This is a genomic window from Acinetobacter sp. CY17, from assembly GCF_059515825.1.
This window is the reverse complement of sequence record NZ_JCAKMX010000007.1, coordinates 123,069-144,604: the sequence shown is the minus strand read 5'-3', so window position 1 is coordinate 144,604 and position 21,536 is coordinate 123,069. Positions and strand designations below refer to the sequence as shown.

Below are 21,536 nucleotides of genomic sequence, written 5' to 3'. Positions count from 1 at the left end.
TTAATTGTCTAGTCGTGAAATTAAATAATTCATATAGTTTTTATAAAACTCTGATTCTTTTCCTTTTTCCTCATATATCTCTATAACTATTTTCCTAAATGAGTTTTTAAATTCTAAGCTGCTAGAGTCAGTTAAGATTTTTTTTACTACATAACTGCTATTCACATTATAAAACCTTTCGTCTTGAGGTATCTCATTAAAAAGCAACTCTTTCCAGTGAGCTTTACTTGCTGTTTCTAAGGTTAACTCATCCTCTGGACTAAAAGCACCTTGAATATATCTTTTAAAGATTGCATCTATTAAATTGGGTAAACAAACTGAATTCTCTTGAAAATTTTCTATAGAATTTTTAAAAATTTCTCTAATCTCCCCCCAATTTTCTGCACCATAAAATGCTCTCTTATCAGCAATTATTTTTTCTTTAATCCAATCTATAGTCAGTATTTCCAATTCTTTAATTTCTTTGTTTGGTTGGGTTAGCTCTATTAAATTGATTGCAAAACTAATGTTGCTTAAATTTTCTAAGCCAATAACCTTTTGGGTGCTTTTATAAAGGTTTTCCGCAAAATCTTCATCCGCTTGTAACCCCCAAAAACTTTGTATTAAGTTATGAAATTCATCTTTTACAGCATTGTTTTCATTAGAGATTAAATGTGATTTAGCTAGCTTACTTAGTAAATCAAAATCAGTCTGCCCCTCTTGCTGAAATTCTTTTTGAAATTCTAATGCCCATTCATCACTAGCGTTGCCTAAGCTAAAATTAATTTTTTCTAGTCTATTAAATATATTATTTTTATCTTTATCTTCTTTTACTCTGCGAGCAATACTATGAGACAGATTAAAATCTTCCCATTTGATATGTAGAAATGATCCAAAATCTTCAATTAAATATCCCTGTAAAACTCTAATTAAAATAATTTTTTTAGTTGAGAAAGCAACTTCATCAGGCAACTCTTCCCTAAATTTTTTATATAATTTAATGACTTTTTGAAAAAACCGAAAATTATGAATTTCTAACTCATCAGCAAATTTCATCATTAAATCAATCAATTCATCGTCTATATTTACTTCTTTTGCTTTAGCTCGAATTAAAGGCTCAACAGAAGTAATTTTTATGACTTCATCTATTAACTTTTCCTTATATTCAGCATATTTATTCTTACTTTCACCTTCTGTTTTATTTTCATCTAAAATTAAAAAAACTTGGCAATTCTTTTCTAACTTCAACTGATTTGCCAAACCCATAACATCTTTAATGTCTAATTTATTCGACATCCTTTCAAAGTCATCAAAGCAAATAATTGCATCTTTGATTTGGGTAAATAACATAGCATCAAAAAATCGCATGGATGCCGAAAAGCCCCACTGTGAAAATTTTTCGTCCTTTAAACCCGAAGCAATAGCTTTCATCCAACGCGGTACTTCAAATTTAGGCTGATCTTTCGTTGAGAAATGATGTCCACTTAACTGCGTATAAATTTGGGTTTTTAAATCACCCAAACTTTCAACACCAAATAGAGAAACATAAGCATATTTCTTATTAAAAATCGCCTTATGGTCACTTAAACTGGCTAATCTATAGTGATAAGAATCCCTTGTATTTTTTTCTTCTTTTACTCTAGATTCTATGAATTTATTCCAAAAGAAAGACTTTCCAATTCCCCAACTTCCTGTAATAGCTATTGCTATCCCTGCATTGTTATTTTTCTTAAAAATTTCTTCTAAGCGTTGTGCTTTTTTATCCATTATCCCTCCACCCCATTTTTCCCACTCGCTTTAACCCTTAATAAACTTTGATCGGCTTTATCTAATAAAGCTTTCCAAGAATCTGCACCTACAGCCACACCAGCACTCACCGACACATATAAACTCGAGTGCCCTTCAACATTTACTGGGGTATGACTAATCGCACAGCGTATCTGATCGGCAATGTATAAAGCCGCACCAGAAGTACAGTTTTCTAAAATGACTAAAAACTCATCACCACCATAACGCACCACTTAAATCACTACTGCGTACATTGGCTTTAAGTTGCTCGGCAATATGCCGAATCACATCATCCCCTAGCAAATGTCCATACTGGTCATTCACCTGCTTAAAATTATCAATATCTAAAACAATTAAGGCAGTCTGAGCAAAAGCCTGCTCTTGGTAAGCTTTTAAATTTAAATATTCTTCTAAAGCGACTCGATTGGATACACCAGTTAAAGCATCGGTATTGGCTAAATTTTTTAATTGAAAGGCTAAGGCATCGCGCTGCTTAAGGGTTTCCTTCATCTTTTCAATGGCCTCAATCAAGGTTGGCGAATGATTTAAATCACGCTTAGATTCATTATCCATGAGCTCTAGCAACATATGACGCGCCAAAATTAACGGTAAAAATACTCGATGCCGTGCGTATAAGACCGTAAATAAAACTGCCAGTAAACAAATACCCACCACCAAACACGTAACCCAAAAGGCGTGTTGGGTCTGTTGCTGTTGTTGCTGAATCATATCTAAACGTTGGTTTAACACATAACGTTGCAAATCGAGCACTACGCTAAAGCTGTCTACTGCTATGGCTGTAATTTGTTTGGGCGTATAACTATAGGGCTGTTTTGCTGCACTTTGCGCCAATAAAGTTTGCAGCATTTTGTCACTTGCATCTAAAAAATCATGCTTAACTCGTTGTTGTAACTCTATAAATTTAGGATTACGTTCATTAAAGGGCTGAATATTACCAATCAAACCCCATAAATAAAGCGCATGATGATAAGTCTGCAGTGTGCTGTGTTTTTGTTGTTCTTGAATGGGCTGACCAAAGCTTACCGGGGCTTTAATGTAAGAAGCAATTCGGCTGGCATGTTCTTGCAAACTCGAGATCAGCAACATGGTATAGTGATGGCTACTTTCCATCCCATAACTTTTAGATTCAGTTAGAGTTTTTTTTAACAGGAGATGAACTTTACCCCATGCCTGAAAAATTTTCTGAATCTCATGGTTTAGCTGTTGTGGTTGGCGCTGTGCATAGGGCTGCTGCATATAATGGTCAATGGATTGTCTGGCCTGTGCCAATTCAGGCACAATCTGCTCACGCAATTGCAATGCAATATCGTAAAGACCTGCTTGTTGTAACATATCTGCAGTTTTTAGCAGTTTATGATTCACCTGCTTACGATGCTGCTGTAGCTGATTCAAATAAAACGCACGCTGATGGGCAGGACTATGATTCAGCAAATTCATAGGCATTCTTTCAGCTAACATCATCTCAGACAAATCCGACATTGCGATTAATGCCTGAATTTCTAATAAGTTATGTTGATCTTTTTGATATTGCTGATAGGTTTTAGAAATTAAGGGCACTGCCAAAATAATTAAACAGACAAAAATAACAATAATTGAAATCTGCAAATGCGTGCGAATACGCTCAGAACGTAGCTTATACATCAATCTATACGCCCTAAAGCCCAGTAAAATTTATAAAACGTTATCTATTCATGGCATGACTTCAAAGCAAAAGCATCCCAATGCCTAAGTACAAATGACCAAGTTATTTTATGATCTTCGCTTGTAACAATCAAAAAAACATAATGAAAAGCCTGAATTAAAAATTATATAAAAATTAAAAACTTAAAATTAGATACCCTTATTAATGCAAAAAAAGTGCTGAAAAATTTAGTCTTTTTTCAATATTTATCTTAAGAAAATATTTACACATGCCACAAACAAGTGCATAATGCACCGCATTAGGGCAGATTAAAATATTCCTCAGCAGATTTTTTAATTTTCCCGCAGATTTTGGCTAAAAAACCCACTTTTCTTTGAAAAGTGGGTTTTTTTTATGCCAATGAAAATCTATCTCATCCTAAAATTGCACCAATTTAGTGCAATAAATATAGAAAATTGATTAGATAAATTACAAATTTTAGCTAAAAAAAAGCCCAGCCTTGGGGAAAGCTGGGCGGATAAAAACGATATCAATATCGTGGAGAATCACAAGGTTTTAGAGCTTACGATTTGAATGATTCATAGAAAATCGAAAACCAACAAAAGCCGACTAAACTAGTCAACTTTGTGTAGAAAATTATGAAATAAAATATAGACGAAGTAAAGCCTGCTCTAACGATATGTATTTTTTTTAAACGTTTTTTCTCTTTAAAATGTGGTATATATCACATAATATCTGAAAAAAATTTTAGCTCGAGATTTTCTAGCCATTCACAGCTACTTATATAGAGAATTTTTAAGTTTTAATTTCAATATCACATGAATTGAGTTACACGAATACAACACTATAAAAGTTTTTAACGATAAATTTACTGATTTTTATCGATTTTATCTTGGATATTTTTCACACTATTTTTCATATTTTTTGACTTTTCTTGTCACAAAATTTACTTATTCTTTTGTTCTGAAAAGTTTTTTCCGCGTTGACTGCTATTTTTCTATTTGCTTATTTTTCGCTCTATAGCATATTTTAGAGCAAATAACCAAAATACAATCTTCTTTTACTTCATTGACTTAATAAAATGTTACAATACAATTACTAGTGTAAATTTAATACATTTTTAAATATCGCTGGTATCTCTTATGAAAAAACTCGGTTTAGCCACTGCTCTACTTTTAGCCGTAACCGGTGCTCAAGCTTACCAATTCGAAGTACAAGGCCAAGCTGAATACGTAGACGCTACAGTAAATGACAAAGATTTTGTTGGTGGTGTTCAAGGTACTTACTACTTTAAAAATGTGGATGCGACTAAAGGTCCTTTAGCTGAAGCTGCATTCTTAAACCATGCTTCTAACGTTGCAGTTGCATACAACTATGCTGAATTAGGCAACGACGGTATCGACCTTGTAGCACACAACTTTGGTGCTAAAGGTGAAGCTTACATCCCAACTTCAGTTGTTCCTGTATATGCAAGCGCATCTTACAGCGCAACAATCGCTGATGCGAAAAACCAACTTACTAAAGCTGCTGGTTTAGAAGACAATGGCGACCGTTATGCATTAGAACTTGGTGCTTTAGCATTACCTAACTTCTTAGTTGCGGTAGGTTATACAAGTGCTGCTAACCAAACTGCTTATGACGCATTCAAAGTAGCCAACAACGGTGTTGTTGCAGGTTACGGCGAAGCTGAAACTTTAGGTGAAGACCAAGATGCAATCACTGCACGTACTAAATACGTAGGTGGTATTGACGGTACTAATATGTCAGTTGCATTTGAATCTGGCTTAGTTTATGGCGACGACACTGCATTTAACTTAGGTTCTACGCTTTATGTAACACCTAAATTAGGTTTAGGCGTGTCTTACTACGAGTCTAGCTTTGCTACTTCTCCCGACTCAGCTTTAGGTGCGAACGTAAACTACTTCATCACTCCAGCTGTTGCAGTAGGCGCATCATTTGTGAAAGCAAATGCAGAAGACAACTCTCGTCTTGATACAGAAACTGTTGGCTTAAATGCTAAATTCCGTTTCTAATATTTAGAAACTGAATCTAAAAAAGGACGCTAAGCGTCCTTTTTTTATTCTTGGCGAACCAAGTTTAAAAAATGCAAATGACGTTCATATTGATCAATAATATCTTGTAATAAGTCTTCTTCCGTCCATTCCATCACATCATAGTTTTGTCCACCCTCACGTAGAAAGACTTCCGCTTGGTAGTAACTACTTTGCTGATCTTGTGGCATAAAACTTGGGGGCAGTGTTTCACGAGCCACCACTTGATAGACAAAATTCATCTCATTTTGATGATTCACACGCAATTGTAAACCATGTTCTACATGCACAATTTTGACCTGTAAACCACGACGATGAAACTCTGCCTGTATATGTTTAAAGGCACGTAACACTTGGCGTTGAATATAAGCTTCAACTTCTGGCTGACTATGTGGATAATGCATAATCAAACCTAAACGTTGTTGCCAACTGCGTGGATTTTGAATAGCACGTGGCGTAATTCGTGCTGCTGCTAAGGCCTGCATTTTTATCGCATCTAAACGTAATGCCTTTAATAAGCCCCAACAGATCAACAGCATAATCAAAGTAAAGGGTAATGCACTCATAATGGTCGCTGATTGCAAAGCACTTAAGCCGCCCACTAAAAGTAAGCTAATGGCTAAAGTCGCCATGATCACAATCCAAAATAGGCGTTGCCATGTTGGAGAGTTTTCAGATTTAGCCGTTAAGTAGTCTGTCACTAAGGCACCCGAATCTGCCGAGGTCACAAAAAACAGCATAATCAGTAAGGTCGCTAAGATACTCATGCCTTGGCTAAATGGTAAATGTTGTAAAAATTCAAACAAAGCCATAGACGAATCACGCTGTACAGCTGCCATTAAAGCATTATTGCCGTCATGCAAAATGCTATATAAAGCCGCATTCCCCATAAAGCCCATCCAAATCAGGGTAAATCCAGTAGGAATCAGCATTACCCCTACAATAAATTCACGAATTTGACGTCCTTTCGACACGCGGGCAATAAACATCCCCACGAAAGGTGACCATGAAATCCACCAAGCCCAATACATAATGGTCCAGCCCCCAATCCAATCATCCGATTGATAAGCATATAGATTAAAGGTCATGGCAAATAAATTAGAGCTGTACTGTCCAATGTTTTGAATCGTTGTTTGTAGCAAGTAAATACTTGGTCCACTCAAAAATACAAATAGCAATAAAATAATGGCAAGTAACAAATTCAGTTCAGCTAAACGTTTTACTCCCTTATCTAGACCTAGACAGACTGATGTGGCTGCCATAGCACTGACCACGACAATTAACAGCACTTGCATCGTGTTGGACTGGGGTAAGCCAAATAAATAATTGAGACCTGAATTAATTTGTGTAACACCAAAACCTAAAGTGGTGGCAACCCCAAATACGGTACCAATTGTGGCAAAGGTATCGACACTATCGCCAATCGGTCCGTAAATTTTATTGCCAATTAAGGGATACAAGGCAGAACGGATTTTTAAAGGTAAATTATGTCGATAAGCAAAATAAGCCAATGCCAAAGCGACAATGGCGTAAATTGCCCAAGCATGTAAGCCCCAATGGAAGAACGTCACTCGCATGGCCTGTTGAGCAGCGGCAACTGTTTGCCCTTCGCCAATGGGTGGCGAGATATGATGCATCACAGGCTCTGCGACGCCAAAGAACATTAAGCCAATCCCCATCCCTGCAGTAAATAGCATGGCAAACCAAGAGGCATTGCTATATTCAGGTTGGCTATGGTCAGGACCTAATTTGATTTTGCCCATATTAGAGGCAGCAATATAAATCAGTAAGATCAGAAAAATCGCAACACTTAATACATAAAACCAGCTAAAGGAATGAGTAATCCATTGGTTTAAACGTTGCGTGACTAACTCAAACGCATTTGGGGCAAGAATAACGATTGCTAAAAAACTAACGATGATGGCAACCGTACTGAAAAAAACATTTGGCTTGATATTACTCGACCAAGATGTATTTTTTGAGGGCATAACTCCTCCAAATATTATTGTATAAAGACAGATCAAACGATCAAAAATAGCGTTCTAAAGAACAAGAGCGGAGTTCAAGATTAAAAAATAAACTCTAAATAAGACTAAGATAAACTACATAAAAAAACAGTAAGGTTACTGTAAGCTTTAAGATTTTGGCAGATGACGGATATATTGTAAGGCAATTAAACGCGACACGATGACCGCCAAATACATGACACCACAAAACATTTGTAGCATGGCCAATACCCGTGCCAAAGGACTGATGGGCATAACGTCCGACAAGCCTGTAGCAGACTGCAAGCTAAAACTTAAAAACAGTAAATCTAACCAGTTCTGCAGTTCTGCCGCGCTTGAATGACTAAAACTATTTGGAATCAGCAACTGGCAAGCACTATATAAAAAGGCAAAGCCCCATGCCAATAAGGTAAATACTGCCGCTGCGGCAAATAACTCATCTAAGGTTAAATAACGATCTTCAAACATATAACGTAATAGCCCATAAGCAGCACTAAAATAGGCAAATGCTTCAAATATATGAGCAATAATTTGTATTAAACCTGAAGATGAACCCAGCAAAATTAAAAATGAAAATAACACTGCCACCCCGACAAAGGTCAGCCCTAAAATGGTAAATACGGGGGTCTGACGGATGACTTTAGCAATCACCAATAACACTAATACCCCAAGTAACCACGTTAAAGCACGATAGGACTGGCTATAATTACTAAACAGGGCCAACAGCAACATCAAGCACTGTAAAGCCAAAAGCCATGCTGACGGTAAACGGCGAAAGGTGCGCCAGAAATCCACAAATGCTTGCATGTGATGTTCACTGTTGTCTTTTTATGCAATCTTAACTTAGCATGAAGCTCATCTGCCGATGAGCAAAAATTGTATGAAAATCACAGCTAAACTACGCCAAGAAATCACACAGATTGAATTACGGGATGATTTATCAAAAGAGAAGAAAATTTCTAATATTACACATATCGCCTGTGCGACGTGTGCGGGTGTCTCGATTCAGCCCTTACCCTTTGCCGACATTTTAGTGTTGACCCCATTACAGGGTTATTTTGCCAGTCGTATTGCGGCTATTCATGGCGTACCGCTCACTGAAAATGAAGCTTTAGATTGGGTTAAAGAAATGATTGGCTTGGTAGGTTTGGGCATGCTGGCGCAGCAATTGGCACTTGGGGTATGGAAAACGGTGACTTTTGGCTTTGGTGGCTTACTGTCTATTCCGCTGGTCTATGCCTTAACTTATGCCATTATGAAAGTCGCGGATCGATATTTTGCAGCTAAAGCGCGTCATGAAAGTGTCAGTGAAGCGCAAATTAAAGCCATTTGGCAAGAAGCCTTTCAGCAAGGTAAACAACAAGGCCAAGCACAACAACAGCAAAAGGATGACTAAGTGCCAAAACCATATTGTTATTTAGACACACAAATAAATCGCTTAAGCATCACACAATGCTTGGTCAGCGTCTTACAGCAACAGCGCTTAAATGAAAAAATTCATACGGTACTGTTGGCATTGCGCTTAAGTGAGCCGCAATTAAAATCTGCTGATCTGCCTGAAATTCAGGAATTTTTAAGCCATATTGATGCAGCGCAGATTGTCAACGTGGTAGCAAAAATTAAAGCACAGCTTGCTGTCATCCATGTTTTAAAATTACAGCATGAGCAAGATTACATCTTTGTCGCCTATTTAAAACATCAAACTCAACAGCTTGAAGTGTGTATGCAAACCCTGTGGGGCGATGGCCTTCTCTTAACGTTTGAAGTGAGTGTACACGCTGGTCAAAGCCATTGGCAGCTAAAAAACACTGAAGAAAGTTTAATTGCCGGACAGCAAATTTTAGCGTCTCTGCCAGATCAAAATAGCAGTGCGGATAAACTCCTGTTGCAAAGTGTTGAAGATGCAGTAGATCTTTGGGTCACTGCCAAAGATCCTAACGATGAGCATTTTTGGGATTATTTCCCTGCTATTTCTATTGTTAGCGTATCGTTGGCTATTTATGCATTATTTAAACGCTATCAACAACAAGAGATCAGTTGGCAAGAGTTTAAATGGATGGCAGCCAAAGTTTCTGGCTTAAAGGTGAGTAAAATTGCTGCCATTGGCTTAATGCTGGGTTTACCAGTGATTGGACAAGTCACAGGTGCGTATTTGGTGGCACGCTTATTACTGAATGCCAAAGCCACATGGTTTGATCAAGACAGTGCCTTATACCGTGATCTACAACAGAAATTTAAGCGCTAAATCAACTTTAAATCATCCGAATAGTTATGTAATAAATCGCCTGTATTTGTATTTTTCGCTTAAATTTTATTCAATATACGCTAAACAATAATAATTTAAGGACAATAACTATGTCGAAGCTCCTTTGTCTGAGTTTAGCTTTAAGTACTGTGTTTGTGGCAGGTTGCGGCTCAGACAGTAAAAAAAATGCTTCAACCTTACCTAAGGATGGTCCCGAACGAATCAGCGCTGACTTTTTGCGTAATGTGATTAGCAATGAAAGCCTCAATCGGGGCTTTTTAGACCGTGGTTTATATACCTACGATGAACTGGCTGAGCGCTGTCCTGATAGTGTACTTTATTACGCATCGGCCACAGTAGATGGACCAGCGGTTGAGGGTATAGAGGTCGACCCTGAAGCAGCAGTTTGCCGTATTGCTTATGACCACGGCGATGATTTTATTGTCCGTTCAGGCTCTATTGCCAAGACTTCATATTTTGGCATTCATAGCGTGGATAATGTGGTGTATTACCAAGATGGCTATGAACTCGACTTCTACGATCTGGTATTAGATCTTAATGGTCAAAAATTTACTTTAAACGGTCGAATTCATCAGCCGCATGCCTATGAAGCGCAGTACATCACCAGTCAAGATTTTAGTATTGCTGATTCACAAGGGACGCAGTATCTTTTTACAGATTTAAAACGGGCTTTACCTGAGGATGAATTTGCCACCACCCAACGTTATGCTATGAGTGGTGAGCTCAAAGTCACAACAGCCTCTACTCCTTATCATGTGAAATTTAGCACCCCGACTGCATGGCAAATTAAAGCACCTAATACCCTGCCTAACGCAGGTGAGCTGAGAATTCAGGATGTCGCAGATTCAAGAACATATTCTAGTTTAAAGGCTACCAATCAGCCTGAACAGACGCTTTATTCTGCCTATTTACCCAATAAAATTGTGGCACAAAATCTAACTGTCTATTGGCGTAATATTTTGATTGAGCCAAGCCAATATCGTGTACCTGAATAAAAAAAAGACCCAATAGGGTCTTTTTTTTAGGTTTAACATCTCTTAGTGATCAGATGCACCCGAGATACCAATACCTGTTTGTGAACGTACAAACTGCGCATCAAAAGCACGGCGTTCTTCTTGTGCTTGTGGCGAATTATCGGTAACAGAGAATAACCAGCAGCAAAGGAAAGCCAATGGCATTGCAAAGATGGCTGGGCCATTAAATGGATTCACTGCTGTATCCGAAATACCTAAAGTATCTACCCAAACGGCTTTAGATAAGATAATTAACAATACTGCAAGCAGAAGACCCACTAAACCACCCACCACTGCACCGCGTGTGGTTAAGCCTTTCCAGAACATGGATAGCACTAAAACTGGGAAGTTGGCACATGCTGCTACAGAGAAAGCCAAGCCCACCATAAAGGCCACGTTTTGTTTTTCAAACAAAATACCCAAAATCATGGCAAAGATCGCTAAACCTAAAGTTGCGATTTTTGACATACGCAGCTCAGATTCAGGGGTGGTTTGACCTTTCTTAAATACATTGGCATATAAGTCATGCGAGATTGCTGAAGCGCCAGACAGGGTTAAACCTGCAACCACCGCCAAAATCGTGGCAAAGGCAACCGCAGAAATAAAGCCCATAAACAAGTCGCCGCCCACAGCATCAGATAGATGCACCGCAGCCATGTTATTACCACCCACCAACTCTAACTTACCTGTAACAGCCATTTTAGCTACATCAAGGAACTGTGGGTTGTTTGATACGTAAAGGATCGCACCGAAACCAATAATAAAGGTGAGTAGGTAGAAGTAACCAATAAAGCCTGTTGCCACTACCACTGATTTACGTGCTTCTTTGGCATCTTTAACGGTAAAGAAACGCATTAAGATATGTGGTAAACCAGCTGTACCAAACATCAGCGCCAAGCCTAAAGAAATCGCATCAATTGGGTTAGACGCTAAACTGCCCGGCCCCATAATTTTTGCTGCATCATCTAAATTAAGATCATGTACTTTAGAGAACACTTGGATTGATTGTTCAAACATGCCAGTAAAGCTAAAGCCCACGCCCTTCATTACCATAAAGGCCATAAACGTTGCACCAGACAATAGCATGACTGCTTTAATGATCTGTACCCATGTGGTTGCCAGCATGCCGCCAAACATCACATACGCCATCATCAATAGACCGACAATCACTACTGCAATATTGTAGTTTAAGCCAAACAGTAGTTTGATGAGCTGACCTGCGCCGACCATCTGTGCAATGAGGTAAAACGCAACCACCACCAGCGAGCTAAAAGCCGCCAAAGTACGTACTGGCTTTTCTTGTAAACGGAAAGACACCACGTCAGAAAGGTTAAATTTACCTAAGTTACGTAAGCGTTCAGCCACTAAAAACAGGACGATTGGCCAGCCAACCATGAAGCCGAGTGAATACAGCAAGCCATCAAAGCCTGACATAAACACCATCGCTGAAATACCTAAAAACGATGCAGCAGACATGTAGTCACCCGCAATCGCTAAGCCATTTTGGAAACCTGAAATACCACCACCTGCAGTATAGAAATCATTGGTATTGGTGGTTTGTTTTGCGGCCCATTTGGTAATAAATAAGGTTGCGCCAACAAAGATCATAAACATGATAATTGCAGGCCAGTTGGTCGGTTGCTTCTCGGCGGCACCCAAATCAGGGCCCGCAAATGCGAGACCTGACGTCAGCAGCAAGCTTGCTGCAGCAAAAACTTTAGCTTTAATCATACCTGCGGTCCTTTTTCCTGAGCAATGGCTTCAACTTCGCGAATCGCGTCGTCATTTAAACTATCGAGCTTGTTGTTGGCGATATACGAATACACGCCGCATAGCACAAACGACAGCACAATAATGCCAAGACCCAAGGGAATACCTATAGTCGTGACACCGCCATTTAAGGACTGCAATAAGAATTCTTTGTTATAGCCCACAAGGAGCATAAAACCGACATAAACAAAAAGCATGATTGCCGTGAGCGTCCAGCTCAAGCGACTTTTTCGTGCCACCATTTCTTTGAATTTTGGATTTTGTAGAATACGTTCTACTTGTACCTGATCCATGTTGTACTCCCTGCGCGAAAACCATTCAGCGCGATTTTTTAATTCGAATTATCTATGCTGCCAAAGTAGCAATCTGCGCTGGGCTTGTAATTTAGACTTTGGTCGTTAAAAATTAAGCAATTCTGACTGAGCAGTTCAGCAATCGGTTATCATAGCTGCATAATTTGTACCCTGTAGGCAATATGAACAGTTGGCTTATCATGGGGGTGCTGGCCCTCTATATCGCACTTCTCTTTATCTGTGCATTCTTTGGTGAAAAACACGCCAGTCGCTTAAGCACGCGCGGTCGCATGTTATTGTTTAGTTTAACTTTAGGTGTGTACTGTTCATCTTGGACTTTTTATGGCGCAACAGGGGCTGCGGTACGTGAAGGGATTATCTTTTTACCTATTTATTTAGGTCCACTCTTGTTTGTGGCTTTAGGCTACGATATCTGGCGCCGTCTAGGACGCGTCCGTCAGCATCATGCTATTTCGTCAATTGCTGACTTTGTGGCAGCGCGTTATGGCAAAAGTGGCTCTTTAGCTTCACTGGTGACCATTTTGGCAGTAATTGCCATTATTCCCTATTTGGCCTTACAGCTACGTGCCATTGCCTTAAGTGCAACGGTGATTATGGATCAGAACACCAGTTTAGCTGCTACCAGCAATGGCGTGCTGTTACTCACTGCGATTTTAGCCATCTTAGCCATGATTTTTGGGACTCGGCAAATTGCCAATACCGAACAGCATGGTGGTTTAATGCTGGCAGTGGCATTTGAGTCTTTTGTTAAATTATTTGCGCTGCTTGCTGTAGCGATCTTTTTTATTTGCGCTGACCCTGGAAATTTACAACAAATTTCTCGTGATGCTGCACATACTTTTCATCAAGTACAGTTGTTTGGGGTGCCAGATACCTTCTGGATTCAAACCCTCCTTGCTGCACTGGCGATTATTTGTTTACCGCGTCAATTTCATGTTGCTGTGGTGGAATTGCGTGATGAAAAACATATTCGCGGGGCGCGGCGTTGGTTTGCGACTTATTTAATTTTAACCACCATTGCCATTATTCCGATTGCCAGTTGGGCTCTACATGCAGCGCCTGAATATCTGGCGATTCCAGATGTTGCAGTGTTATCTCTACCTTTAAGCTATAACCAAGATTGGCTCAGCATCTTGGCCTTTTTGGGCGGTTTCTCTGCCTCTACAGGGATGTTATTGGTGTCTTCGGTGGCATTATCCATTATGCTCAGTAACGACCTGATTATGCCAGGGCTTTGGCGTTTAGGCTTGTTGTCACGTCATGATAAGCGCTTACCTTTAGTGCTTAAATTTACGCGCCGTGTCTGTATTTTGGCAGTCATGCTACTGGGCTTTTTATTCTTCCATTTCTTTAATGATATTGATCAACTTTCGGTATTTGGTTTACTCGCATTTAGTGCTGTGGCGCAGTTTGCTCCTGCATTAATTGGCGGTTTGTATTGGCGTGGTGGCAGTAAGCAAGGGGTGTATGCCGGTCTGATTGTAGGCTTTGCGATGTGGGCCTATACCCTATTTTTACCTACTGTATTACGCAGTCTACCAATTGATTATTTGGTCATGAGCGAAGCCTTTTTAAACCAAGGTCCATTTGGTTTAGCATGGTTGCGTCCTGAAGCTTTATTTGGTTTTCAATCTTTTGCTCCACTGACCCATGGCGTGATTTGGGCCTTAGGTTTAAATGTTTTATTGTATATTTGGGTCTCTAAAATTTTCCGCCCGAGTATTGCTGAACAAATCCAAGCAGAAAGTTTCTTCTATTACGAAACCAAACCTTTACCTGCACAAAGTAGCTCAACTGAAATGAGCTATTTGCAGCATGATGTAGCACGCCTAAAGGTCGGGGATTTAATTGCCTTAGCCAAGCGTATTACCGGTGATGGTCCAACCATTCAAGCCTTCCAGCAATTTTGCGCGCAAAACAACGTTATTCTGAATGAAAATAGCAGTGCCAATGGCATGTGGTGGCGTTTTACCGAACAATACTTAGCTGGCACCATTGGTGCAGCCTCAGCACGAACCTTACTCACCACCGCCATGGTGAATAATGGTCTCGCTTTAGGTCAGGTGGCCAATATTTTAGACCAAGCTTCTCAATGGCAACGCTTTAACCAAAACCTCATTATGACCATGATTGACCATATGACCCAAGGGGTCAGTGTGGTCGATGAGAATATGTGTTTAGTGGCATGGAACAATCAATATTTAAAACTATTTGATTATCCAAAAGATATTGTTTATGTCGGTTGCCCAATTGCCGATTTAATTCGTTATAACGCCGAACGCGGCGAATGTGGTCCAGGCTCAATCGAAGAACATGTGCGTAAACGTATTCATTGGATGAAAGTGGGTAGTGCACATGAATTTGAACGCGTGCGTAAAGATGGCCGCGTGATTCAAATGCGTGGTAATCCGATTGAAGGTGGGGGGTTTGTAACAACTTTTGCCGATATTACCGCTTTCCGTGAAAATGAAGCCCTGCTCGAAGGACGGGTACAAGATCGGACGCAACAGCTTGCTGATGCTTTAGCCGAACAACAATTGGCACGTGAACAAGCTGATAAAGCCAACATGTCCAAGAGTCGTTTTATTGCCGCGGCAAGTCACGATTTATTACAGCCAATGCATGCGGCACGTTTATTTAGTACTGCACTTGAACAAAGCGTACAGTCTGAAGAAGACCGTAAGACACTGCAACAGCTTGACCGTTCTTTACACGGTGCAGAAAGCATGCTCTCTGCCCTACTCGATATCGCGCGTTTAGAGGGCGGAACCATTCAACCGAATCGTCAGCCTTATCCCTTACATGATTTACTTAGCGATTTAGAGCTGCAATTTAAATCGATTGCAGCCCAACGCGGCATTGAGTTTAATGTACACGATGTACAGTTCTGGATTGATACTGATCCACAATGGATTCGTCGTATTATTCAAAACTTTGTCAGTAATGCATTACGTTATACGGCTAAAGGGCGTGTAGTGGTTGGGGTATTACGCTCCGCTGAACGTGCCCATCATATTCGAATTGGGGTATGGGATACAGGACCTGGTATTGCTGAAGCACAGCGCATTAAACTGTTCCAAGAATTTGAACGCTGTGGACATACCTCACCTTGGGGTGAGCAAGGTCTAGGACTGGGCTTGGCCATCGTACAACGCATGACCAGCATGTTGGACTATCCTGTGCATGTTTACTCAGAGCAAGGACGTGGCTCTTGCTTTATGATCGAAGTACCTATTGTGGCAGCACCTAGAGTGGTGGCACAACCGGTGCAAGCTGTTCCACTGAAAACCAAAGCGTACAAAATTTTATGTTTAGATAATGATGAAACCATTTTAGAGGGCATGAGCACGCTACTGACCAAATGGGGTTATCAAGTGTTTAAAGCCACTGAACCTGAACAAGCAGCAGAGATTATTCAGCGCGAAAATATTCAGGTTTGGTTGGTTGACCAGCATTTGAATCATGAAAAAATAGGCTTGGATTTCATTTTAGCGCATCGTCAAGAGCAAGTGCCTGTAGCACTCATCACTGCTGATTCTGATCCGGAGTTACCACAGCGCCTCAAGGACTTAAGTATTATGCTACTGCGTAAACCGCTTAAACCAGCAGGCTTACGTGCTTGGCTGTCAGGTTTGAAAATCTCTAACACCTAAAATAAAAAAGACCGCAGTTGCGGTCTTTTTTTTAAATATTTTTAAACTTTACGTTCTTCAATATTTAAAGCGTTAATGGCAAGCACCGCTTGAGTACGGTTTTGCACGCCTAATTTACGGAAAATTGCCGTCACATGCGCTTTAATCGTAGCTTCTGACACATCGAGCTCATAGGCAATTTGCTTATTAAGCAAGCCTTCTGCCACCATCATTAGTACGCGAAATTGCTGTGGCGTGAGCGATTGAATACGTTCAGCCAGTGCCGTCTCGTCAGCCGCACGCGGATCAAAGTTCATATTGGCAGGTAAATTTGGTGGTAGCCAAATTTCGCCCTCTAAGACTTGACGAATCGCTTCACCAATATGGCTTGGATGGGCTGATTTTGGAATATAGCCCATCGCACCGTGCGCGATTGAACGTTGAATAATAGAAACTTCTTCATGCGCTGAAACGACAATAATCGGCAGTGCCGGATACTGCGCACGTACATGCACCAGCGCCGAAAAGCCTGATGCACCGGGTAGGTTTAAGTCTAATAAAACAAGATCAGGTTCAGGGCCATTTTCTAAGCGTTCGTAAAATTCATTTACAGCAGCAGTCTCATGAATTTGGGCTTGCGGTAAGCTATAACGTACGGCTTGAATCAGCGCATGACGAAATAACGGATGGTCATCAACGATTAAAATATTCATAAGTAGTGACGCGAAAGATCTGGTGCACATTAGGCTCTATTCTAACCACACATCGAGCCGAAGCGATACGCAAGAATTGATTATTTTTTACTAAAGCTGCATTTTTGTTAAAGAAAAGCCGCTTTTTGCAGCGTTTCCGAATAATCTAAGCAGATTTTGATATAAATTTTATTCAGAACAGCGCAAACCTTATACATATGAAATATAAATTTATTATTCAAATACTTATATTTATTTTAATTCATAAAATCTAAAAAAAAAGCTTATATCTTAAAAACAGATAACCTATTTTTTTTTCATTATTTTACACATTAGGGGATGTATTGATTAATAAACAGCAATCCGAGATTGAACCTATTGGGCAGTTTATTATGACAACTTCAACACAAAAACCATTAAACATTGTCGCTGTTTCTGGCGGTCTAAATAATCCATCAAAAACTGAAGCACTGGTACAAGAAATTTTAAATGAACTAGGTGATGCCACACCAATCAACGTGCATTTTATCAAGTTTAGTGAAATTGGACACTTACTTGGTGGAGCGATTTACCGCAACCAATTACCACAACGTGTACAAAATGATTTAGCTGCGGTTGAAGCTGCCGATGCCTTAATTGTGGGTACCCCAGTGTATCGTGCATCATTTACAGGTCTTTTTAAGCATTTCTTTGATTTTGTAGAACAAACTGCCTTAGTTGATGTACCGGTTTTATTAGCAGCTTCTGGCGGTTCTGAGCGTCATGCTTTAGTTCTTGAGCACCAATTACGCCCATTGTTTAGCTTCTTCCAAGCACAAACTTTACCAATTGGCGTCTATGCCACAGATAAAGACTTCACGCCTGAATATACCGTTAAAAGCGAATTACTGCGTGCCCGTATTACCTTAGCTGTTGCACGTGCTTTACCAATTTTAGAGTGGGCTCCTGCTAAAGGCCAACGTGCTGCAGTGGTGAAAGAGAAAACTGTTCAAGCCAGCCAAAACCTAGGCATTAACAAACAAATTGAACAAGAAGAAGTGCTCCCTTCTGCCGCGGTCCCTAGCCTAGATGCAGCCGAAGCACGCCTACATGGCAAAAAAGCGACATCTGAAGTGGCTTAATCTTCATATTTTTATCAGAGGGTCAGCATATGTCTCAGCCAATTACTTTTGCATATTGGGTACCTAACGTCAGTGGCGGTTTAGTGGTCAGCACCATTGAGCAACGCACCGATTGGAGCTATGACTACAATGTGCGTTTAGCACAAACTGCGGAAAAAGCAGGCTTTGACTATGCCCTCACCCAAATTCGTTTTACTGCCGGTTATAATGCAGAAAATCAGCATGAATCAGTGAGCTTTAGTCACGGTTTATTAGCCAAAACTGAACGCTTAAAAGTGATTGCAGCAATTTTACCGGGACCTTGGAAACCTGCCCTTGCAGCCAAACAATTGGCTACCATTGACCATCTGAGCAACGGACGCATTGCCATTAATGTGGTGAGTGGTTGGTTCCGCGGTGAATTTGATGCGATTGGTGAACAATGGCCTGAGCATGACGTGCGTTATCAGCGCTCAGAAGAATTTATTCGCACATTAAAAGGCGTTTGGACACAAGATAATTACAGCTTTGACGGTAAATTCTATCAGTTTAAAAACTACACCTTAAGTCCAAAACCTGTGCAAAAGCCGCATATTGAAATTTTCCAAGGCGGCAGTTCGCGTGCTGCGCGTGATATGGCATCCCGTGTATCCGATTGGTATTTTACCAATGGCAATACAGTCACTGAACTCAAAAAACAAATTGATGATCTTCGTGAAAAAGCTGCAGCCAATCAGCATCAGATTAAGATTGGCGTGAATGCTTTTATTATCGCCCGTGATACCGAAGCAGAAGCGCAAGCTGTATTGCAAGAGATTATCGATAAAGCACATGTAGACGCAGTGAAGTCTTTTGGCGATGCTACGCGTGAAGCCGGTGCTGCAACCCTTGAAGGCGAAGGTAACTGGGCCAAATCAACTTTTGAAGACCTGGTGCAGTATAACGATGGTTTTAAAACCAATTTAATTGGCACGCCACAGCAAATTGCTGAGCGAATTGTTGAACTGAAAAGTATTGGTGTTGATCTGATTTTATCTGGCTTCTTACATTTTATTGAAGAAGTGGAATATTTTGGTGCCAAGGTCTTGCCTTTAGTGCGCGAGCTTGAGCAACAACAGCAACAAAAATCTGCTTAAAAATTCTAATAATAATAAATGCACCAAGATTTATCCCTTAAGGCTCGGCTTAAGGGATTTTTTTATGCCATATTTTTTATATTTATTAATTACATCTTTCATACTACCTAAATGAGCTGACAACTTATCTACAACTTTGAGCTAAATTGCTTATTTTTCTGGCATAAATTGTGCATTTTTTTAGCATTCGATTACAATACCCTCGCAACAGCATAATTAAGAGAATAACAGCGTGAAAAATCAAAAGACAGGATTTGTCAGTGGTACTGTGGTGCATACACCATGCGGTTTACAACCTATTCAAGCCTTACAAGTTGGCGATTTAGTTTTGACACGTTCACCTCAAGGTACAACCAGTTATCAACCTATTCTGAAAATTGATAAAACTGTGCAGGCAATTTATCGCTGCACTTTGTTAGAACATCAACAAGACCAACCTTGCACTGTACATTATCTATTTACCACTGCCGAACAGCAAATTTTCACTGACAGTGAGTGGATTAAAGTGCTAGAAAGTGAAGAACATCGTTGTAGTACTTATAATTTAAGCCAGCAGCCTTTGAGTCTATGGCAGCCCAAACCGGTGTTTGCTGCCAGCAATCGTAAACAACAAACCTTTGGTTTAAATGCCTCAACCTTTAGTCAAGAGCTGCAACCCAATGGTCAAGATGATGAATTTATTTATATTTCACCAGAAGGCTTAGTGCATCATCAACCTTTAAGTGACCACTATTCCTTTGCTAAGGTCACAGCGCCCTTTTCACGCAATAGCGTGAACTGGAATCACATTAATAAAAAAACTTTGGTACTTCCGGTCTATCAACTGCATCTATCTAACAGTGACAATTATTTTGTGGGGCAAGTAGGCATTCTGGCTCGTGCAGCCTAATAAAAAAGCCCGCAGATGCGGGCTTTTTGTTTAAGAATAGAAACTTGGATCAGGGACTTTATCAGTGAGCACCCATTCGCCAATTTCTTGATATTTATAATCGACTGGGTCATGTAAAGTTTGTGTGCGTACATTGCGCCAAAAACGATCTAAATTGAGTTTTGCTGTAGTGGCCCGCGCGCCCATGACTTGGAAAATATTTTGGGTAATGTTGAGTGAGGTATTCGTGGCGGCTATCTTAGCTGTAGCAATGGCAATTGAGACCTCACCACGTTGTTCTGCGGTTAAGTTCTCACCGATCTCCCACGCCTGCTGTAAGGTTGCTACGGCTTTGGCTGCCAATAAACGTACGCTTTCAAGTTGTACATAAAAGTCAGCAAAATGACGCTGGGTATAAGGATCATTGACTGCATTTTCAGCTAAAGATTTAGACCATGCTTTTTGGTTGTGCACTGTCTCTTTGGCAATATTAAATGCACCTTCTGCTACGCCTAAGAACATATGCACAAAAATCAATTGAGCAATTAAAGGACGTAAACTCGAATAAGGAGTACTTAACGGGCCAGGATTGAGCAGTAATTCATGTTGATGAATTTTAACCTGTTCAAAATGACTGGTGCCGCTGTCTGTTTGGCGTTGCCCCATATTGTTCCAATCGCCTAAAAAGCTCACCCCTTCGCGCTGGGTTGGAATGACACCAATCACTAATTGACCTTCAGGGGTATAACCCGAACACAACAACATATCCGAATCGATTGAGCCTGAGCAAAAGCTTTTATCCCCATGGAAAATGTACTCATGTTCAGAAATTTTGGTTGCGCTAGTCCGACGATCTAGGGGATTTAAACTATTGCCCCAAAATAAATTTTCTTTAACGGTTCGCTCAAACCAAGCTGCATATTGTTGTTTTTGAGAAAATAATTCTACGGTAGCAATCAGTAAATGATGGAAACCATATACATGGGCTAATGAGCTATCCGCACGGGCAATTATTTGAATAGTCTTAAAAATAGTGGCCCAATCTGCCTCCTGCCCAGCAAATTCCTTTGGAATCGACAAACTCAGTAAGCCACTTGCACGGATTAAATCACGTTCGTATTTAGGATTACCGCCTTGCTTATCACGCTCGGCTGCAGTTTGGGCAAATTGTTGGGCTAAATCTTCGGCAATTTTGAATGGATCAGTGATTTTGTTGTGTGCAATATTCATAATAATACTGGATTCTTCGAGTGATTTT

17 protein-coding genes are annotated in these 21,536 nt (G+C 40.1%); 8 read left to right on the top strand and 9 right to left on the bottom strand.

Annotation, left to right across the window (positions count from 1 at the left end; all coding sequences use genetic code 11):
* The 3 genes from AC5YCI_RS07275 to AC5YCI_RS07265 are packed head-to-tail and all read right to left on the bottom strand — an operon-like array spanning position 1 to position 3,429.
* Complete coding sequence (locus AC5YCI_RS07275; protein ID WP_496175345.1) at positions 1-1,746, bottom strand: P-loop NTPase fold protein; 1,746 nt, start codon at positions 1,744-1,746, stop codon at positions 1-3.
* Positions 1,746-2,000 carry a GGDEF domain-containing protein gene (locus AC5YCI_RS07270; RefSeq protein ID WP_496130274.1) on the bottom strand — a complete coding sequence of 85 codons (255 nt, stop codon included), beginning with the start codon at positions 1,998-2,000 and terminating at the stop codon, positions 1,746-1,748. Before AC5YCI_RS07270 ends, AC5YCI_RS07275 begins: the two co-directional genes overlap by 1 nt.
* Entirely contained in the window at positions 1,981-3,429 is a 1,449-nt protein-coding gene (locus tag AC5YCI_RS07265) for a GGDEF domain-containing protein (protein ID WP_496130273.1), read from the bottom strand. Before AC5YCI_RS07265 ends, AC5YCI_RS07270 begins: the two co-directional genes overlap by 20 nt.
* Before the next feature lie 1,143 nt (positions 3,430-4,572).
* On the opposite strand from AC5YCI_RS07265, the gene omp33-36 reads away from it, so the two are divergent.
* Positions 4,573-5,463: a porin Omp33-36 gene (gene omp33-36 / locus AC5YCI_RS07260; protein WP_496130272.1), complete on the top strand. Its 891-nt coding sequence runs from the start codon at positions 4,573-4,575 to the stop codon at positions 5,461-5,463.
* Between the two features lie 44 nt (positions 5,464-5,507).
* Here the strand turns inward: omp33-36 and AC5YCI_RS07255 are convergent, their stop codons facing one another.
* A complete protein-coding gene (locus tag AC5YCI_RS07255) occupies positions 5,508-7,469 on the bottom strand; it encodes a glycine betaine transporter (protein ID WP_496130271.1) in 1,962 nt (653 codons plus the stop codon).
* Between the two features lie 147 nt (positions 7,470-7,616).
* The gene (locus AC5YCI_RS07250) at positions 7,617-8,294 is read right to left on the bottom strand and encodes an ion channel (RefSeq protein ID WP_496130270.1); all 678 of its coding nucleotides are present in this window, start codon (positions 8,292-8,294) and stop codon (positions 7,617-7,619) included.
* Between the two features lie 73 nt (positions 8,295-8,367).
* On the opposite strand from AC5YCI_RS07250, the gene AC5YCI_RS07245 reads away from it, so the two are divergent.
* From AC5YCI_RS07245 to AC5YCI_RS07235, 3 genes are all read left to right on the top strand, one after another.
* Positions 8,368-8,883 carry a hypothetical protein gene (locus AC5YCI_RS07245; protein WP_496130269.1) on the top strand — a complete coding sequence of 172 codons (516 nt, stop codon included), beginning with the start codon at positions 8,368-8,370 and terminating at the stop codon, positions 8,881-8,883.
* Positions 8,884-9,732, top strand: a complete 849-nt coding sequence (locus AC5YCI_RS07240) for a hypothetical protein (RefSeq protein WP_496130268.1) — start codon at positions 8,884-8,886, stop codon at positions 9,730-9,732.
* A gap of 110 nt (positions 9,733-9,842) precedes the next feature.
* Entirely contained in the window at positions 9,843-10,748 is a 906-nt protein-coding gene (locus AC5YCI_RS07235) for a protein-tyrosine phosphatase family protein (protein ID WP_496130267.1), read from the top strand.
* 42 nt (positions 10,749-10,790) lie between these two features.
* On the opposite strand, the gene AC5YCI_RS07230 is transcribed toward AC5YCI_RS07235, so the two are convergent.
* Positions 10,791-12,497: a cation acetate symporter gene (locus AC5YCI_RS07230; RefSeq protein WP_496130266.1), complete on the bottom strand. Its 1,707-nt coding sequence runs from the start codon at positions 12,495-12,497 to the stop codon at positions 10,791-10,793.
* On the bottom strand, positions 12,494-12,829 hold the full coding sequence (locus AC5YCI_RS07225; RefSeq protein WP_496130265.1) for a DUF485 domain-containing protein: 336 nt from the start codon (positions 12,827-12,829) through the stop codon (positions 12,494-12,496). The genes AC5YCI_RS07230 and AC5YCI_RS07225 overlap by 4 nt, the downstream gene beginning before the upstream one ends.
* Positions 12,830-13,011: 182 nt before the next feature.
* Between AC5YCI_RS07225 and AC5YCI_RS07220 the strand changes: the two genes are divergently transcribed.
* Positions 13,012-16,503 (top strand): PAS domain-containing hybrid sensor histidine kinase/response regulator, encoded by a 3,492-nt coding sequence (locus tag AC5YCI_RS07220; RefSeq protein WP_496175344.1) that lies wholly within the window; start codon positions 13,012-13,014, stop codon positions 16,501-16,503.
* A 41-nt stretch (positions 16,504-16,544) separates the two neighbouring features.
* Here AC5YCI_RS07220 and AC5YCI_RS07215 read toward each other — a convergent pair whose 3' ends face one another.
* The gene (locus AC5YCI_RS07215) at positions 16,545-17,195 is read right to left on the bottom strand and encodes a response regulator (RefSeq protein WP_122900595.1); all 651 of its coding nucleotides are present in this window, start codon (positions 17,193-17,195) and stop codon (positions 16,545-16,547) included.
* A 371-nt stretch (positions 17,196-17,566) separates the two neighbouring features.
* Here AC5YCI_RS07215 and msuE point away from each other — a divergent pair, with 371 nt between their 5' ends.
* From msuE to AC5YCI_RS07200, 3 genes are all read left to right on the top strand, one after another.
* Positions 17,567-18,295 (top strand): FMN reductase, encoded by a 729-nt coding sequence (gene msuE / locus AC5YCI_RS07210; RefSeq protein WP_496130263.1) that lies wholly within the window; start codon positions 17,567-17,569, stop codon positions 18,293-18,295.
* A gap of 29 nt (positions 18,296-18,324) precedes the next feature.
* A complete protein-coding gene (gene sfnG, locus AC5YCI_RS07205) occupies positions 18,325-19,410 on the top strand; it encodes a dimethylsulfone monooxygenase SfnG (RefSeq protein ID WP_496130262.1) in 1,086 nt (361 codons plus the stop codon).
* 232 nt (positions 19,411-19,642) lie between these two features.
* Positions 19,643-20,299, top strand: a complete 657-nt coding sequence (locus AC5YCI_RS07200; protein ID WP_496130261.1) for a hypothetical protein — start codon at positions 19,643-19,645, stop codon at positions 20,297-20,299.
* A gap of 30 nt (positions 20,300-20,329) precedes the next feature.
* On the opposite strand, the gene AC5YCI_RS07195 is transcribed toward AC5YCI_RS07200, so the two are convergent.
* Positions 20,330-21,508 (bottom strand): acyl-CoA dehydrogenase family protein, encoded by a 1,179-nt coding sequence (locus tag AC5YCI_RS07195; protein ID WP_496130260.1) that lies wholly within the window; start codon positions 21,506-21,508, stop codon positions 20,330-20,332.
* Between the last annotated feature and the right edge of the window lie 28 nt (positions 21,509-21,536).